Annotated in this window: 12 protein-coding genes and 1 pseudogene; 3 read left to right on the forward strand and 10 right to left on the reverse strand. The window is 64.8% G+C overall.

The features are described 5' to 3' along the window. From ACVILL_RS06985 to ACVILL_RS06995, 3 genes are read right to left on the reverse strand one after another with little or no spacing between them, the layout of a single operon-like run. Window positions 1-816 carry an ABC transporter permease gene (locus ACVILL_RS06985; protein ID WP_456728403.1) on the reverse strand — a complete coding sequence of 272 codons (816 nt, stop codon included), beginning with the start codon at window positions 814-816 and terminating at the stop codon, window positions 1-3. Next, window positions 816-1730, reverse strand: coding sequence for an ABC transporter permease (locus tag ACVILL_RS06990; RefSeq protein ID WP_456728404.1), 915 nt, complete (start codon window positions 1728-1730; stop codon window positions 816-818). The genes ACVILL_RS06985 and ACVILL_RS06990 overlap by 1 nt, the downstream gene beginning before the upstream one ends. Beyond that, entirely contained in the window at window positions 1727-2827 is a 1101-nt protein-coding gene (locus ACVILL_RS06995; RefSeq protein WP_456734197.1) for an ABC transporter ATP-binding protein, read from the reverse strand. Before ACVILL_RS06995 ends, ACVILL_RS06990 begins: the two co-directional genes overlap by 4 nt. 502 nt (window positions 2828-3329) lie before the next feature. Between ACVILL_RS06995 and ACVILL_RS07000 the strand changes: the two genes are divergently transcribed. Next, the gene (locus ACVILL_RS07000) at window positions 3330-4043 is read left to right on the forward strand and encodes a nucleoside deaminase (protein WP_456728405.1); all 714 of its coding nucleotides are present in this window, start codon (window positions 3330-3332) and stop codon (window positions 4041-4043) included. Window positions 4044-4133: 90 nt separating this feature from the next. Here the strand turns inward: ACVILL_RS07000 and ACVILL_RS07005 are convergent, their stop codons facing one another. The 3 genes and pseudogenes from ACVILL_RS07005 to ACVILL_RS07015 form a co-directional block, all read right to left on the reverse strand. After that, window positions 4134-4886, reverse strand: a complete 753-nt coding sequence (locus ACVILL_RS07005) for a phosphorylase family protein (RefSeq protein WP_456728406.1) — start codon at window positions 4884-4886, stop codon at window positions 4134-4136. Between the two features lie 171 nt (window positions 4887-5057). Further along, window positions 5058-5405: pseudogene (locus ACVILL_RS07010) on the reverse strand (ABC transporter ATP-binding protein); the annotation flags it as partial. Window positions 5406-5688: 283 nt separating this feature from the next. Continuing rightward, window positions 5689-6366, reverse strand: coding sequence for a hypothetical protein (locus tag ACVILL_RS07015; protein WP_456728407.1), 678 nt, complete (start codon window positions 6364-6366; stop codon window positions 5689-5691). Between the two features lie 285 nt (window positions 6367-6651). Here ACVILL_RS07015 and ACVILL_RS07020 point away from each other — a divergent pair, with 285 nt between their 5' ends. Next, window positions 6652-7881 (forward strand): tetratricopeptide repeat protein, encoded by a 1230-nt coding sequence (locus tag ACVILL_RS07020; RefSeq protein ID WP_456734198.1) that lies wholly within the window; start codon window positions 6652-6654, stop codon window positions 7879-7881. A 158-nt stretch (window positions 7882-8039) separates the two neighbouring features. Here the strand turns inward: ACVILL_RS07020 and ACVILL_RS07025 are convergent, their stop codons facing one another. The 3 genes from ACVILL_RS07025 to ACVILL_RS07035 form a co-directional block, all read right to left on the reverse strand. Further along, the gene (locus ACVILL_RS07025; protein WP_456728408.1) at window positions 8040-9500 is read right to left on the reverse strand and encodes a glycerol-3-phosphate dehydrogenase; all 1461 of its coding nucleotides are present in this window, start codon (window positions 9498-9500) and stop codon (window positions 8040-8042) included. 63 nt (window positions 9501-9563) lie between these two features. Then, a complete protein-coding gene (locus ACVILL_RS07030) occupies window positions 9564-11087 on the reverse strand; it encodes an ABC-F family ATP-binding cassette domain-containing protein (RefSeq protein ID WP_456734199.1) in 1524 nt (507 codons plus the stop codon). 349 nt (window positions 11088-11436) lie between these two features. Beyond that, window positions 11437-14124 (reverse strand): sensor domain-containing protein, encoded by a 2688-nt coding sequence (locus ACVILL_RS07035; RefSeq protein WP_456728409.1) that lies wholly within the window; start codon window positions 14122-14124, stop codon window positions 11437-11439. 228 nt (window positions 14125-14352) lie between these two features. Here ACVILL_RS07035 and ACVILL_RS07040 point away from each other — a divergent pair, with 228 nt between their 5' ends. Then, window positions 14353-15489, forward strand: coding sequence for an NAD(P)/FAD-dependent oxidoreductase (locus ACVILL_RS07040; RefSeq protein WP_456728410.1), 1137 nt, complete (start codon window positions 14353-14355; stop codon window positions 15487-15489). Between the two features lie 105 nt (window positions 15490-15594). Here ACVILL_RS07040 and ACVILL_RS07045 read toward each other — a convergent pair whose 3' ends face one another. Next, window positions 15595-15780, reverse strand: a complete 186-nt coding sequence (locus ACVILL_RS07045) for a YdcH family protein (RefSeq protein ID WP_016847370.1) — start codon at window positions 15778-15780, stop codon at window positions 15595-15597. Window positions 15781-15990: the final 210 nt, after the last annotated feature.

A 15990-nucleotide genomic window follows, 5' to 3' on the forward strand; every position in this document is an offset into this window, starting at 1 on the left:
TCACAACGGCGCGGCGCTCTCGCCGCGCGTGTTCGACAGCTTCGAGGCGAACGAGGCGATCACGATGATGACGGCAATCAGCGCGATCACCAGCGTGCAGATCGCGTTGATCTCGGGCTTCACGCCGAGCCGCACTTCCGAATAGATCCGGATCGGCAATGTCGCCGAGCCGGGACCGGTGGTGAAGCTCGCGATCACGACGTCGTCGAGCGACAGCGTGAAGGCGAGCATCCAGCCGGCAATGATCGCAGGCAGGATCAGCGGCAGCGTCACCATGAGGAACGCCCGCACCGGATCGCAGCCGAGATCCATCGCGGCCTCCTCCAGGCTGCGGTCGAGCGCGGAGAGGCGCGACTGCACCACGACGGTGACGGAGCACATCGTCAGCGTGGTGTGGGCGATCGTCACCGTCCAGAAGCCGCGTTCGGCGTTCAGCGCCACGAACAGCAACAGCAGCGACAGGCCGGAGATCACCTCGGGCATGACCAGCGGCGAATACAGCATGCCGGAAAACAGCGCCCGCCCCCGGAACCGCTCGCCCCGCGCCAGCCCGACCGCCGCCAGCGTGCCGAGCAACGTCGCCAGCGTCGCCGACACCGCGGCAACCGACAGGCTCATCCACGCCGCCTCCAGCATGGCGCGGTCGTTGAAGAACTCGCGGTACCAGCGCAGCGACCAGCCGCCCCACACCGTCACCAACCGCGAGGCGTTGAAGGAGTAGATCACGAGGATGACGATCGGCAGATAGAGGAACGCCAGTCCCAGCGCCAGCGATGTCATGTTGAAACGCGTGAGCCTGGTCGCGGCGTTTGCCATCAGCGGTTGGCCTCGAGCTGACGCCGTTGCAGGCGGTCATAGAGCACGAGCGGCGGCACCAGCAGCAGCAACAGTGCCACCGCCGCGGCGGAGGCCACCGGCCAGTCCTTGTTGGTGAAGAATTCGAGCCACAGCGTCTGCCCGATCATCAGCGAGTTGGAGCCGGCGAGCAGATCGGGGATCACGAACTCGCCGACGATCGGAATGAAGCAGAGCAGCGCGCCGGCGCCGACGCCCGGCAGCGACAGCGGGAACGTCACCAGCCAGAACGCCTGCCGCGGCGAGGCGCCGAGATCGCCGGCCGCCTCCAGCAGCGACGCGTCCATCTTCGAGAGCGTCGCATAGAGCGGCAGGATCATGAACGGCAGGTAGGAATAGACGATGCCGAGATACATAGCGCTGTCGGTCGACAGCCAGACCACCGGCGCCGAGACAATGTGCAGCGCCAGCAGCACCTGGTTGAGCAGGCCATCATGCTGCAGGATGTTGATCCAGGCATAGATGCGGATCAGGAACGAGGTCCAGAACGGCACGATGACCAGCATCATCGCCACCGCCTGCCAGCGCTGCGGCAGCCGCGCCATGCCGTAGGCGATCGGATAGCCGATCAGAAGCAGGATCAGCGTCGAGGTCACCGCCACGACGAGGCTGCGCAGATAGGACAGGATGTAGAGATTGTCCTGAACCAGCAGCTTGAAATTGTCGAACGACAATTGCGCCAAGGCGGCCGCCAACGCCGCACGGCCCTCGGAGAAGTCGAACACCGGCGTATAGGGCGGCTGCGCGATCGCGGTCTGCGACAGGCTGATCTTCAGCACGAAGCCGAACGGCACCAGGAAGAACAGCACCATCCACAGATAGGGCGCAATTGCGGCGAAACGCGCCGGGCGGGCGAAGATGCGGCGCGCGCTCATTGCTCCAGCACCAGGCAATCGTCGGCGGTGAACCACGCCACCACGCGCTGGCCGGCGAGATAGGCGTCGACATCGAGCCGCGCGGTATTGGCCATCGACGAGCGCACCACCGCGCCGGTCTCCAGCTTCACCCGGTAGCTGGTGATGCCGCCGAGATAGTTGACGTCGGTGACGACGCCGTCCAGCCGGTTGATCGCCTGCGATGCGCCCGCGTCCGTTGCCGGCGCGCGGCGCGACAGCTTCACCTTCTCGGGGCGGATCGCGACGCTGACGACGTCCTTGGTCACCGGCGGCCACAGCTCGCTAACCGCGAGCGTACCCGCCTCCGTCGTCCTGACCGTCAGGCGGCCATGATCGCGCGCGGCAACCTCGCCGTTGAACAGGTTGATGTCGCCGACGAACTCGGCGATCCAGCGCGAGGCCGGCGCCTCGTAGAGATTGCGCGGGGTGGCGACCTGGACCAGGCGGCCGGCATCCATCACGCCGATCCGGCCGGCCATCGTCATCGCCTCCTCCTGGTCGTGGGTCACAATGATGAAGGTCATGCCGAGCCGGCGCTGCAGCTCCATCAGCTCTCCCTGCGTGCTCTCGCGCAGCTTCTTGTCGAGCGCGGCGAGCGGCTCGTCGAGCAGCAGCACCTGCGGGCGGCGCGCCAGCGAGCGCGCCAGCGCCACGCGCTGCCGCTGTCCGCCGGAGAGCTGGTCGGGCTTGCGCTTCTCGAGCCCCTCGAGCTTGACGAGCGCCACCATCTCCGCGACGCGGGTCGCGATATCCTTGCGCGCCATGCCGGCGCGCCTGAGGCCGAAGGCGATGTTGTCGCGCACCGACAGATGCGGGAACAGCGCATAGTTCTGGAACATCATGTTGACGGGCCGCTCATGCGGCAGCACCCGGGCGATGTCGCTGCCGCCGAGCAGGATGCGGCCCTCGTCCGGCGTCTCGAAGCCGGCGAGCATGCGCAGCAGCGTGGTCTTGCCGCACCCGCTCGGTCCGAGCAGCGCGAAGAACTCACCGGCGCGGATATCGAGCGAGAGCTTGTCGACCGCGCGGAAATTGCCGAACGATTTGGCGACGCCCTCGATCCGCAGCAGCGGCATGTCCGAGACGGCCGGTTCAGGCAGCGGTTTGGCCGCCTCCGCACTCGCTTCGCCCGATGTCACGTCAAGAAGCCCCGATTTCCCCGCAAGGTCCAATCCAGGCGGCAAGCTAGCGGCGGATCGCCACCGGCTCAACCGCTTCACGGACATCTCCCGCAATATTGTCGGTCTCCGCGCCCCTGCCAGGGCGTGTACTCATCAACGCGTTGCGTCGGCTTTGAGGTACCAACCGGAAGACACTCGACCAGTCTGAACCTTACCGCTTTTGACCCAGAGCGGTCATTGCAGAGCCGGCGCTTTCGACCCACCCGCGGGGGCCGTTTGATTTGAATCAAAGGACTTCCGCTATGGCCTGACACGGTGGAATTCAGCGGGCGCCCCCTCCCGTCCGGATTGAAGTGGAGATCGCCCCCCCCCCGGCGCACCATGACGCGCCGGGGAGGAGCTAGGCTCGGTCTGGCCTAGTAACGCAGCAACCAAGAGGGATTGCTCGTCAACTCGGATGGAGCAGCTGACGCTCATGCCAAAAGCTCATCTTCAAGATTTGCAACTGCAAGATTTGCAACTGATGGAGCGATGCCTTGAAGTCGCGCGCCTTGGAGCGAAGAAAGGAGAGCTGCCGTTCGGCGCCCTGATTGTCTCTCGAGGACAGGTCATTGCCGAGGCGACAAATCGGGTCTCATCGGAGAGCGACGTGACGCGCCACGCGGAGCTCGTGGCGCTTTCCGCGGCACAAAAGGTCCTCAAACGAAAGCGTTTGCAAGATTGCACCTTGTATTCGATCGTTGAACCTTGCCCGATGTGTTCGTTTTCTTCGAGGGAGGCGCGGATTGGTCGAGTGGTGTTCGCCCTCTCGTCTCCCGTAATGGGCGGATATTCGAAATGGGATGTGCTGAAGGACGGCGATTTGTCGAACAGGCTGCCTGAGGTTTTTGGACCTCCGCCGGAGATTGTCTCCGGCCTGTTGGCCGCGCAGGCCGAGCAGGTCTGGAGCCAGTGGAATCCGCTCGCTTGGCGCTTCATAAAACGAAGAGGCTGCTTTGGATCGGTGGAGGGTTTGCCTGAGCGCCATGCGGCCGCGCCGCGGACCATCCTTTCGTGGGCTACCTTGACCGCCTTTTTGGCTGCGCCGGCGCTCGCAGTGAGCAAGGCCTTCCTGCGCTCACGTGCGGGTTCGAAAGCTATGCCAAAGTTCGACCCGCCGTCCGATTCGTGAGTGCGCGGCCGACCTAGCTCGGAATCGCATTTGTTTGGCCAGGCGTCGCGCCGTGCAGGCAGCAGCACTGACGGCGCGATCGGACTGGGTTTATTTTTTGAGGTGCAGCAGTCGACGCGGTAAGCGGCCGTGAAGATGCGGGAAACCGAGGTGAGTTCCAAGCCGTTGTTTGGCCCCGCGCAACGCCCTCACCGCAATAACAGCGTCAACGGCTAATCGGCTAAGTCTGGGAAGTTGCCGTGGGTCGCTAACGACTGAAACTCCGATTTTGCGCAGTCTAGGCTTACCTGCGGGTCCGATCTTTATGAGCGCCGCTCTCGGAAGTATTCGATGGGCGGGGTTTAGAACAACGCGACAAGCGGCAAAGGGAATTCTAAATTCGGCAGCAATTCGGGCCACGATTTGCGACTCCATATCAGCTGCGACAGCCCCGGTGGTGGCATGGAAGTTCCGTCTCTCCTCAAAACTTGTCATCGGGGTAGCCACTCCAGCAATCGGAGAGTAGCCGGCGCTCGGGATCATCCGAAGGAGCTCCTGGGCCCAATGGTGGTCACTAGGATAAGCTTCATCTTTCCCGGCAAACACCGACGAAGCGATGACAACCTTGCCCGGTCGGAGCTTCGGATCCAGCCCGCCGCATACGCCAAAGCTTATAATCCCGCGCGCACCTTTTCGGATGGCGTCACGCAAATTGGACGCGGTCCGGTCACCATCAGCGATCATCGCCGCCATGCCCGCAATTCTGGCCTCAATTGCCAGTCCGACGACGGCGATTACAGCCTTCGCGTTGGGAGCGCCAGTCTGATCCTCCTCTGCCTCATCTACGGTCGCAAACAGGGTCATGGCAGGCCTTCTAAAACGAAAGTGTCTCTAGAGATTTATCAAACAAGGTAGCTTGCGGGTCGTGCGCTCTGCGAAATCTATGCAGGTGTGCTTTCGTGGTCACTAATCACGGATCGGGCAAACAGCGCTGCCCCCCGGTGATTTTCAGGGAAGTCCCGCTCTTGCCGCCATAGCCAGCCGAGAGCGCCGCTCGACGAATTTCATGCTGCCGGCGCGCTTCAGGTCGAACGCGATGTTGTCGCGCACCGACAGATGCGGGAACAGCGCGTAGTTCTGGAACATCGTGTTGACCGGCCGCTCGTGCGGCAGCACCCGGGCGATGTCGCTGCCGCCGAGCAGGATGCGGCCCTCGTCCGGTGTCTCGAAGCCGGCGAGCATGCGCAGCAGCGTGGTCTTGCCGCACCCGCTCGGTCCGAGCAGCGCGAAGAACTCACCGGCGCGGATATCGAGCGAGAGCTTGTCGACCGCGCGGAAATTGCCGAACGATTTGGCGACGCCCTCGATCCGCAGCAGCGGCATGTCCGAGACGGCCGGTTCAGGCAGCGGTTTGGCCGCCTCCGCACTCGCTTCGCCCGATGTCACGTCAAGAAGCCCCGATTTCCCCGCAAGGTCCAATCCAGGCGGCAAGCTAGCGGCGGATCGCCACCGGCTCAACCGCTTCACGGACATCTCCCGCAATATTGTCGGTCTCCGCGCCCCTGCCAGGGCGTGTACTCATCAACGCGTTGCGTCGGCTTTGAGGTACCAACCGGAAGACACTCGACCAGTCTGAACCTTACCGCTTTTGACCCAGAGCGGCCCCCTAAGTGTCGCCCCGGTTTGGACTAACAGCAGGCCATTGAAACTCTGCAAGCGCGTCTTCCGCGAGTTGAAAACATCGCCTTGAAAACATGCGCTCCGCCCAGACGGATCGCAGAGCGGCTTCGGCTGCTTCGCGAGTTGCCGCTGGATAGCGCGTCAGCAATTCCGTCACCAATTCCTGAAATTGTGCGCCCTTCGGCTCCTTCGGTATGGAACCGAACGACAGTGGATATTCGGGATTGCGAGCCACATCGTAGTAGGCCTCGTATCGTGGGTCGTCACTCATCACATTGGAAACAACACCGACCTCGAACGAAACCTCTCGTTTCCAGCTAGACCCCGATACGCGCCACCAATATTCCAGAACTTCAAGTTCTACGACTGTGGTCGATGGCCCAGCACTACAGCAATCGACGTTAGGGGGATCACCATAGTGCAGACCCCTGTGGCAGACGGCAGTTGCCACATCGGGATCATCTTTGAAGTAGGGCCGTGTAATCGCCAGTCGGAAGTGGCGCCCACAAAATTGACATGCGGCGAGAACCAGTACTGCCTCACGCGCATAGACATTCGCGACCGCGTCGGGATCAAAATCTCCATAGCGCGGAACTGCAAGCTCATCGAACCATGATGGCTCTTCGCTTATGCGGCTGAGAATATCGGCATATTTTGTGTGCAACGCGACCTCAAGGAGCTTCCGGGTGACATATTCAATCTAGCAAAGCGCGTACCGCTTGGTTTGCCGACTGCAACTAATGGCGGCGGTTGGTTAGCAAATTCTAATGAGCCTACGGCCGCAAAAACAGACATAAGCCCCGAAGGCGCTCGTTGCCTTTATGAGTACATACCCTAGACTTCGCGGCCGAACTCGGGAGGACAACCGATGATTTGCGACCGCTACGGCCTGCCGCTGACGACCGATTCGGACCGCGCCGCCGCGCATTATGTCGACGGCGTCGATCGCATGCTGGCGGCGCTGCTCGGCGCCGATGCGGCGTTCGAGGCGGCGATCGCCGCGGACCCGGACTTCGCGCTGGCCCATCTCGGCCGTGCCCGCGTCCACCAGCTCAACATGGAAGGCGCCCAGGCCCGCGCCAAGGCGGCCGATGCCCGGCAGCTGGCGGCAGCCGCCAGTTCGCGCGAGCGCCAGCACATCGAGGTCATCGCGTCCGTGATCGAGGGCCAGGGCAAGAAGGCGATGACGGCGGCCGAGCAGCACCTCGACGAATATCCGCGCGATGCGCAGGTGCTGTCGCTGTTGCTCGGCGCCTTCGGCCTCTACGCCTTCTCCGGCCGTCCCGACCATGACGCCGCGCGGCTCGCAATCTCCGAGCGCTATGTCAGCGACTATGGCGACGACTGGTGGTTCCTCACCTATCTCGGCTGGTCGAAGACCGAGGCCGGCGACCTCGTCGCGGGCCGTGCCATCACCGAGCGCGGCTATGCGCTGAAGCCGGAAAACGCCGGCGCAGCGCATGCCGTGGCGCATGCGCTGTTCGAGCAGGGCGACGCGGCGGAAGGCCGCAGCTTCCTCTCCGCGTGGCTGCCAGGCAATGACCGCACCAGCTTTCTGCAGGGCCATCTGGCCTGGCACCTCGCTCTGATCGCGATCGAGGAAGGCGATGCCGACAGCGCGCTCAACATCTACGAGCAGCACATCAAGCCGGCCAACCGACCCTATCCGCCGCTCAATATCTACACCGACACGGCCTCGCTGCTGTGGCGGCTGTCGGTCGCCGGCAAGACCGGCCTCGAACCGCACTGGAAGGATGTCGCCGCCTATGGCGACGGCTATTTCCCGAAGGCCGGCGCGCATTTTGCCGACGTGCATCACGCGCTGGTCGCAGCCACGACCAACAATAACGCGCTGGAGGCACGGCTGGCCGAGATGGCGGCGCGCGACGCCGACGGCAAGCTGGCGCCCGGCCCTGCCGCGATCGGGCTCGGTCGCGGCATCGCCGCCTTCGCAGCCGGTGACCATGACAGCGCCGTGCGCATCCTAGCACCACTGATGCCCGAGCTGGTGCGGATCGGCGGCAGCCATGCCCAGCGCGAATTGTGGGAGGACACCTTCATCGTTGCCTGCCTGCGCGCCGGCCAGGGCCGGCAGGCAACGAACCTGATCTCGGACCGGCTGCATCGCCGTCCGTCGCGGCGCGACCTCGCCTGGTCGCAGGAGGCGGCGAGGCAGTAGCCGCTGTCGGAGCTGTTCTCCTTCCCCCTGAAAAGGGGGAAGGTCGGGATGGGGGTCAGCCACAAACGGCGGTGTCTGGGGAGAGAGCAGATCCCCACCCGCTTTGCTCTTGCGAGCAAAGCGACCTCCCCTTTCAAGGGGAGGTTTGAAAGCCGCGCTCAATCCGGCTTCGCCATGAACGCCGCCAGCGCATCGCGGTCGGCTTGCGGCATGGTCAATCCGAGCTTGGAGCGACGCCACAGCACGTCATCGGGAAAGCGCGCCCATTCCTTGCGCATGAGGTAGCGCACCTCCGCGCCGGTCAGTTCCGGACCAAAGGCGGGGCCGAGATCGGCCTTGTCTTTGGCATCTCCCAAAACGTCCTTCACGTTCAACCCATAGGCGGCCACCAGCCGCCGCGCCTGCGCCTCGCCGAGGAAGCGCCAGCGATCGCGGGCGATGTCGACCTCGGTCTCGAAGCGCGGCCATGCGAACTCGCCGCCCGGCAGCGGCGCGGTTGCGGTCCAGCGCGGCGTCATCGGATAGAACCGCGTGAACTCCGAGACCGCCCGCTCGGCGCGACGCCGCGACATGGTGACATCGCCGCCGAAGACCGTGAGCAGCGGCGCCTTGCCGCGCCCGTAATCAAGCAGCGCTGCTCCATCGCTCCGGCGCGCGGACGCGACGACGGAATTGGCGCCGGAAATCGTTCGCAGCACGTCGGCAGGCGTGATCTGCTCGCGAAAATAACGATTGGCCGCATCGCAGAGATAGGCCACCTCACGCACGCCCATTGTGACAATAGCCGGATCGCCCTTGAAGGGATGGCTGACGCTGCCGATCAGGGTGAAGTCACGCTCATAGGGACTGGCGAAAATCAGTCGTCCGTCGGAATTCTGGAATGCATAGACGTTGTCGCAATCGAACATGCGGCGCACCACGATCTGGCTGATCTGCACGGTCGCGAGCGGTGGCGCCGGCACGCGCAGCACGGTGTCGGCGACGGAGGCGGTCCACGCACCGGTCGCGTTGACCAGCGACCGCGCCGTAATCACCCGCCGGTAGCCGCGGTCGATCGCGACCAGACGCCAGGTGTCGCCGCGCTCCGCCCGGGTCACGCGGGCGCCGGTGCGGATCTCGACGCCGCGCGCCGCGGCATCGACGGCCGTGAGCACGACGAGCCGGGAATCGTCGACGACGCAATCGGAATATTCGAACGCGGTTCCGAACGGCCGCTTCAGCGCATTGCCGACCGGATGGTGGGTGACATCGAGGGTCGCCGAGCGCGGCAGGCCGCTGCGCGAGGCCAACCGCTCATAGAGCAACAGCAACGACCACAATTTCCACGGCGGCCGTTCCTCGGCATGCGCGGGAAGCGCGAAGCGTACCGGCCGGACCAGGTGTGGCGCGATCCGCAGCCACACGTCGCGCTCCCTCAGCGCCCTGCGAACGCGGAAGAATTCGCGCCGTTCCAGCCCCGCCAGATCGCCATGGACCAGCCGCGGCGAAGCCTGCGACGCGCCGGAGCCGAGATCGCCCTGCTCCAGCAGGATCACGCGCAGGCCGCGGCCGGCTGCGTCACGGGCCACGCTCGTGCCGTTAAGGCCACCGCCGATGATCGCGACATCATAGTCCGCCATGCGCAACGCCTATCGCATTCCGATGCGAACGGAATACGTGCTCGCCGAAAAAAGCGTCAAACGTCAGCCTGCTCCGACGGAGGCAAAGAAATGTTCGGGGCCGTCGACCTCGATCAGCTTCCTGCCTTCGATCACCCAGAACCGGTTGGCCACCGTCCGCACGAACTGGCGGTCGTGCGAGACCAGGAGGCAGCTGGCCTGCTGCTCCATCAGTTCCTTCTCCAGCGCCTCCTGGCCCTCGATGTCGAGGTGGTTGGTCGGCTCGTCGAGCAGATAAAAGTTCGGCTGGGAGAGCCGCAGCACCAGCATGCCGAGACGAGCCTTCTGCCCGCCCGACAGCCGCCCGATCGGACGGCCCTGCATCTCGATCGAGAGGCCGGCACCGGCGAGCAGGCCGCGCGCACGCTGATCGCCGACCACGAAGCGCCGCGTCAGCATCCGCATCGGCGTGTCGCCATCGGCGAGATCGGCCAGCGCCTGGTCGCAATAGCCAAGCACCAGCGACTCGGTGGCCCGGATCTCGGCGGCTGCCGCCTCGTTCGTCTCGATCGCCAGCCGCAGCGCCGCGACGAACCGGGTTTTGCCGGCGCCGTTCGGCCCGAGCAGCGCGATCCGGTCGCCCTTGCAGATGAACTGCTGGCCGGTCCTGAACAACGGCCTGCCGTCGGGGGTCGCGATCACGGCGTTGTTCAGCCTGATCAGGACCTTGGCATGGGTGTCGCGGTTGGCGAGCCGGATCGTTCCGGCCGAACGTTCCAGATGCGCCGGCTTCGCCGCCTCCTCCAGTCTCTCGGCGCGCTGCTTCAATTGCTTGGTCTTCGACAGCAGAAGGTCGCTGCCGGAATTGGTGCCGAGGTTGTTGAGCTTGGCGGCCTGCTGCCGGAGCTGCCGGACCGCCTTCATGTCGCGCTGATAGCGCCGCTCGTCCGAGGCGTCGAATTCGTCGATCGCCGCGCGCGCCGCGGTGTAGGGCAGCGCGAACAGCTGCGACCGTTCCGGGCGCAGAAACAGCGTCCGGTTGGTCGTCGCGTCGAGAAAGGCGCGATCGTGGCTTGCGATCACCAGCGGCATCTCGCGCGGCAGTGTGTTCAGCCAGACCTCGAGCCGGCCGATCTTGGCGAGGTCGAGATGGTTGGTCGGCTCGTCGAGCAGCAGCACGTCGGGCTCGGTCACCAGCACGCGGGCGAGCAGCACAAGCCGCAGCCAGCCGCCGCTCAATTGCTTGAGCGGCCTCGCCCACAGTTCCTCCGGGACTTCGAGCGACTGCAAGGCGACGTCGACCCGCCAGCTCTCGCTGCCGCGCTGTTCGGCGGGCAGCGCCTCGAGCACGGCGGCATGGAACGGCGTATCCAGCAGTTTTGGCGGCGCGTCCTGCTCGACATGGCCGACGGTCAGTCCGCGCGCGCGGATGATGTCGCCCTCATTGGGTTCCATCGCGCCGGCGATGCAGCGCAGCAGCGTGGATTTGCCGCGGCCGTTGGCGGCCACGAGGCCAATGCGGTCGCCGGCATTGACGACAAAATTCAGTTCGGAAATCAGCGGCGCGTTCAGCGTCACGCCGAGATTGCGGACATTGATGAGGGTCACGGTCAATTCTCTGGTCTTGCCGGCAATCACGACACTCCCGGGCATGCCAGCCATCGGATAGTCGTGTCGAAGCGCGGCGAGGGATTGATGTGCGGGCGCGAACGCTCAAGCGTTCGACGCCGCACGGCCACGAAGGGCAGACCAGGAAGGATTTAGCGCGAGTTTCCGGTCAGCCCTGCAAACGCATCTGCAGGGCGTTGACGGGGCCACGCTTGAGGTGGGGATCGGTGAATCTCGCCACGACGCAGCCCTCCTTTCTCGGAAAAAAGTTGTGGTGGATCGAGATTTAACCGCACGTGCAGCGAATGGCAAGCGCGGCGCCTGACGCCATCTGACCGTTGAGGCCAATCTACCCGGCTCTGCGCACGGTTTCCGCGAGCAACTCGCCGCCGACCAGCGCGGCAAATTGACCGATCGGGGCCGGCCGGCCGATCAGATAGCCCTGCACGGCGTCGCAGCCCTCCTCGGCAAGGAAGCCGAGTTGCGCCTCGGTCTCGACGCCTTCGGCGACGATCGACATCTCGAGGCCGTGGCCGAGATCGATCACCGCGCGCACGATCGCGGCCGATTGCGGATTGCGGCCGAGATTGATGACGAAGGCGCGGTCGATCTTGATCTTGTCGAACGGGAACGCCTGCAGATAGCTCAGCGAGGAATAGCCGCTGCCGAAATCGTCCATCGAGATGCGGACGCCAAGCGCCTTCAGCCGCCGCAGCAGCGACAGGCCGCGGTCGAAATCCTCGATCAGCACACCCTCGGTGATTTCGAGCTCGAGCCGGTCGGGCGTGAGCCCGGTCTCGAGCAGGATCGAATGGACGAGGCCGACGAGGTCGCCATGGGTGAATTGCGCCGGCGACAGGTTCACCGCGACCTGCAGCGGGATCGCCCAGGAGGCCGCCTCTCGGCAGGCTTCGCGCAGGATCCATTCGCCCATCTCGACGATCAGGCCGCTCTCTTCCGCGAGCGGAATGAAGTCGCCGGGCGGCACGAAGCCGCGTACCGGATGGTGCCAGCGCGCCAGCGCCTCGAAACCGATGATCTGGCTGCCGGCAACGCTGGCGCCCGCGGCCGCCTGCGGCTGGTAGTAGAGCGACAATTCGCCGTTCTTGATCGCGACCGACAATTCCTGGTGCAGCACGCGGCGATCGCGGATCTGCTGGTCCATCTCCGGCTCGAAGATCGAGATCGTGCCGCGCGACTTCGCCTTGGCACGAAACAGCGCCGCGCCGGAATTGGCCAGCAGCGAGGCCGCGTCGGATCCATTGTCCGGGAAGACCGCGATGCCGGTGGTGAGGCCGGTGCGCACCGACTTGCCATCGATCAGGAAATCCTGCCCGAGCGCCTCGGCGGCCTGTTCGGCCAGCGCGATGCCGGCGACCGGCTGCTTGCCGTCGATGATGAGGCCGAATTCGTCACCGGACAGCCGCGCAACCACGCCGCCGCGCGCCACGGTCTGCAGGCGCTGCGCGACCTCGATCAGCACCTTGTCGCCCATCGCATGGCCGTAGACGTCGTTGATCTCCTTCAACCCGTCGAGATCGACGCAGAGCACGGCGAACTCCTCGTCGGTGCCGTCGCAGGCCTCGATCATCTGGGTCAGCGCCTGCAGGAAGGCGGCGCGATTGGGCAGATCGGTCAGGCCGTCATGATAGGCCATGTGCGCCATGCGCGACTCGGTCTGGCGCCGGTCGGTGACGTCCTCATGGGTCTTGATCAGGTATTGCGGCTCGCCATGGTCGTCGAGCACGGTCATGCGGCGGGTCAGGAACAGCCGCAGGCCGTCTTTGGTCGAGATCGGGTGCTCCTCGGCGATCGTGCTGCGCTTCCTGATCGCAGCCTCGTCCCGGGCCATAATGAGCTTGGCTTCACGCGCATTGAAGATATCGGACGCGGTGAGGCCGGCGGCGTCCTCGCGGCGGCGGTTGAGGATCGTCTCGGCGCTGCGGTTGGCCAGCAAATAGCGGCCGTCGGTGACGCGCTGCACGATCAGCGAGACCGGGATGTTGTCGACCACGAGCTCGAGGAATTTCTTGTTGTTCTCCAGCTCGCGCGACAGCGAGCGGCGATCGGTGACGTCCTCGAACAGCGCGATCAGGAATTCCGGCTCGCCGGCCTCGTTGCGGGCGATCACCCGGTTGGAAGCGAGGATGCGCTTCTCCGAGCCGCGTTCGACGAAGAATTCGCTGCGGTGATAGCCCTCCGGCGCGTTCAGCGCCGCGCGGTCGGCGGTATCGATGCTGAGCGCGGTCTCGGGGCGGAAGATCTCGTCGGCGCGCTTGCCCACGATGTGGTCGCGCGAGAACCGCGAGAAGCGCTCGAAGGCGCGGTTGGCGAAGATGTAGCGGCCGTCCTCGATGTTCTTGGCCGCGACGCAGACCGGGACGTTGTCGAGCACCGACTCCAGGAATTGCGTGGTCGAGGCGAGCTTGCGCGACAGCTTGCGCTGGTCGGTGCAATCGAGATGGGTCGCGACCGAGCCGCCGTTCGGCAGCGGGAAATATTTCACCAGCACCGACCTGCCGCCGGACAGTTCGGTGACCAGCCCCTCGGGCGCCGCGGCCCTGGCAAAGAAATCGTCGACGCTGACGTCGAGCACGCCGCGGTCGCGGCGCAGCTCGAGCAGCTCGGTACCGGTCATGTTGCGCCGGATGTCGGCGCGCGACAGGCCGTAGATCTCGAGATAGCGGTCGTTGCAGAACACGATGCGCTCGTGCACATCGGTCATCACCACGCCCTGGTTCAGATGGTTGAGGGCCGACGAGACGAAGGCGTTGCGGCGCAGTTGCGCGCGCCTGGCCTTGCGCAGGGCCGAGAGGATCCACAGCCCGACCGCGCCGAAGAACGACGCGACCACCACGCTGCCGATCAGGAGCTCCCAGACCACGCCGGGATCGAGGTCACCGAGATAGGATGACGGTGCGAACGCGCCGGAGGCGGCCCGGGCTGTACTGCACGACGCGACGGCGGCCATCAGGCAAAGCACGGCCCTTGCCGGAATCGAATTCTTCCCGCCCGCCTGCCACTTCTTGCCAGCCATCGATCACCCGCGGATTTCCGGGGCGAGTGTCCGGCTCGGTCGGTTTGGATCGGGTAAACGCGTACTGATGCAACTGGAAAATGCGACTTAATTTACGGCAAATGCCCTGACATGATTAATGCTCCACTAACAGGGCATGGCTCCCCGACTAATTGAGATGGCCCAAGCACTTGCCCAAAATGCGCGGATCGGCTGAACGATGTTGGCGGCGACGGCAAGGGCATCGCCGTGCGGAAATTTTCGGATCTGAAGGACGAGATGGACAGGGTTGATTGCGTGATCGTCGGTGCGGGGGTGATCGGCCTCGCCGTGGCGCGGAGGCTGGCACAGGCCGGCCGCGAAGTGATTGTGATCGAGGAGGCCGAGGGGATCGGCACCGTGACCTCGTCGCGAAACAGCGAGGTGATCCACGCCGGCATCTATTACAAGGCCGGCAGCCTGATGGCGCGGATGTGCGTCAGCGGCAAGCGGTCGCTCTACCGCTACTGCGCCGAACACGGCATCCCGCACAAGAATTGCGGCAAGCTGATCGTGGCCACCACGGCCAAGGAGACCGAAAAACTGCAGTCGATCCGCGCCCATGCCGCGGCCAACGGCGTCGACGACATGCAAGTGCTGTCCGGCGAGGCCGCGCGCGCGCTGGAGCCGGCGCTGAACTGCGACGCGGCGTTGCTGTCGCCCTCGACCGGGATCATCGACAGCCATGCTTACATGTTGGCGCTGCGCGGCGACGCCGAAGCGGCCGGGGCGGCATTCGCCTTCCATACGCCGCTGCTGCACGCCAGGGCGACCGGCAACGGATTCGAGATCGAGGCCGGCGGCGCGGCGCCGATGACGCTGGCCTGCGATCTCCTGATCAATGCCGCGGGCCTTGGCGCGACGGCGGTCGCGCGCAACATCGAAGGCATGCCCATCGAATTGATTCCAACGGCCTATTTGGCCAAAGGCAATTACTTCAGCTGCAGCGCCAGGGCGCCGTTCTCGCGGCTGATCTATCCGGTGCCGGAGCCCGGCGGGCTCGGCGTGCACCTGACGCTCGACATGGCTGGACAGGCGAGGTTCGGCCCCGACGTCGAATGGATCGATCACATCGACTACGCGGTCGACCCGGATCGGGCCGAGCGGTTTTATCCGGCGATCCGGAAATATTGGCCGACGCTGCCGGATGGCGCGCTGATGCCGAGCTATTCGGGAATCCGGCCCAAGATCGTGCCGCCGGCGGTGGCCACCCAGGATTTCCTGATCCAGGGGCCGGCCGATCACGGCGTCGCCGGCCTGATCAACCTGTTCGGAATCGAGTCACCCGGGCTGACGTCGTCGCTTGCAGTCGCCGACCATGTCGGCGAGCTGGCGATCCCGGACTGACCAGGCTCTGAGCAAATGCAGCATGGCCTCCCCGGGGGATGCGCGCTACGGCGTTCATCCCTCGGTAAAAAAGGCCAAGCTATTCGCTAATTTGCGGGGACTGACTTAGTGGACCGTGTCGTCGGCGGAGAGTCTCAACCGTTCGATCTGGTCCTTGACCATCAGCTTGCGGCGCTTGAGCTCGCAAATATGGAGGTCGTCTACGGAGGGGTGAACGAGCGCTTCGTGCAGTTCGTTCTCAAGTATTTTGTGCTTACGCTCCAGCTCGATGAGATGGGCCTGTATTGCCATTGCGAACTCTCCTCGGTGGGTTAAACCTCAGGTTCGATCCGGACCAGTAAGTCTACACAAGTCGGCGGCACTGTCGATAGGGGACGCGAAATGCCGCACGCACTCATTTCGGTTTATCTGTAACCATTCGTGACTATGGAACCGGTTCAGCTTGCGCGGCGCGCGCGCAGGGACGATATTCCGGCAAGCGGCTGCTTCGGCCGCGACAAC

This window comes from Bradyrhizobium sp. USDA 3364 (assembly GCF_054056355.1).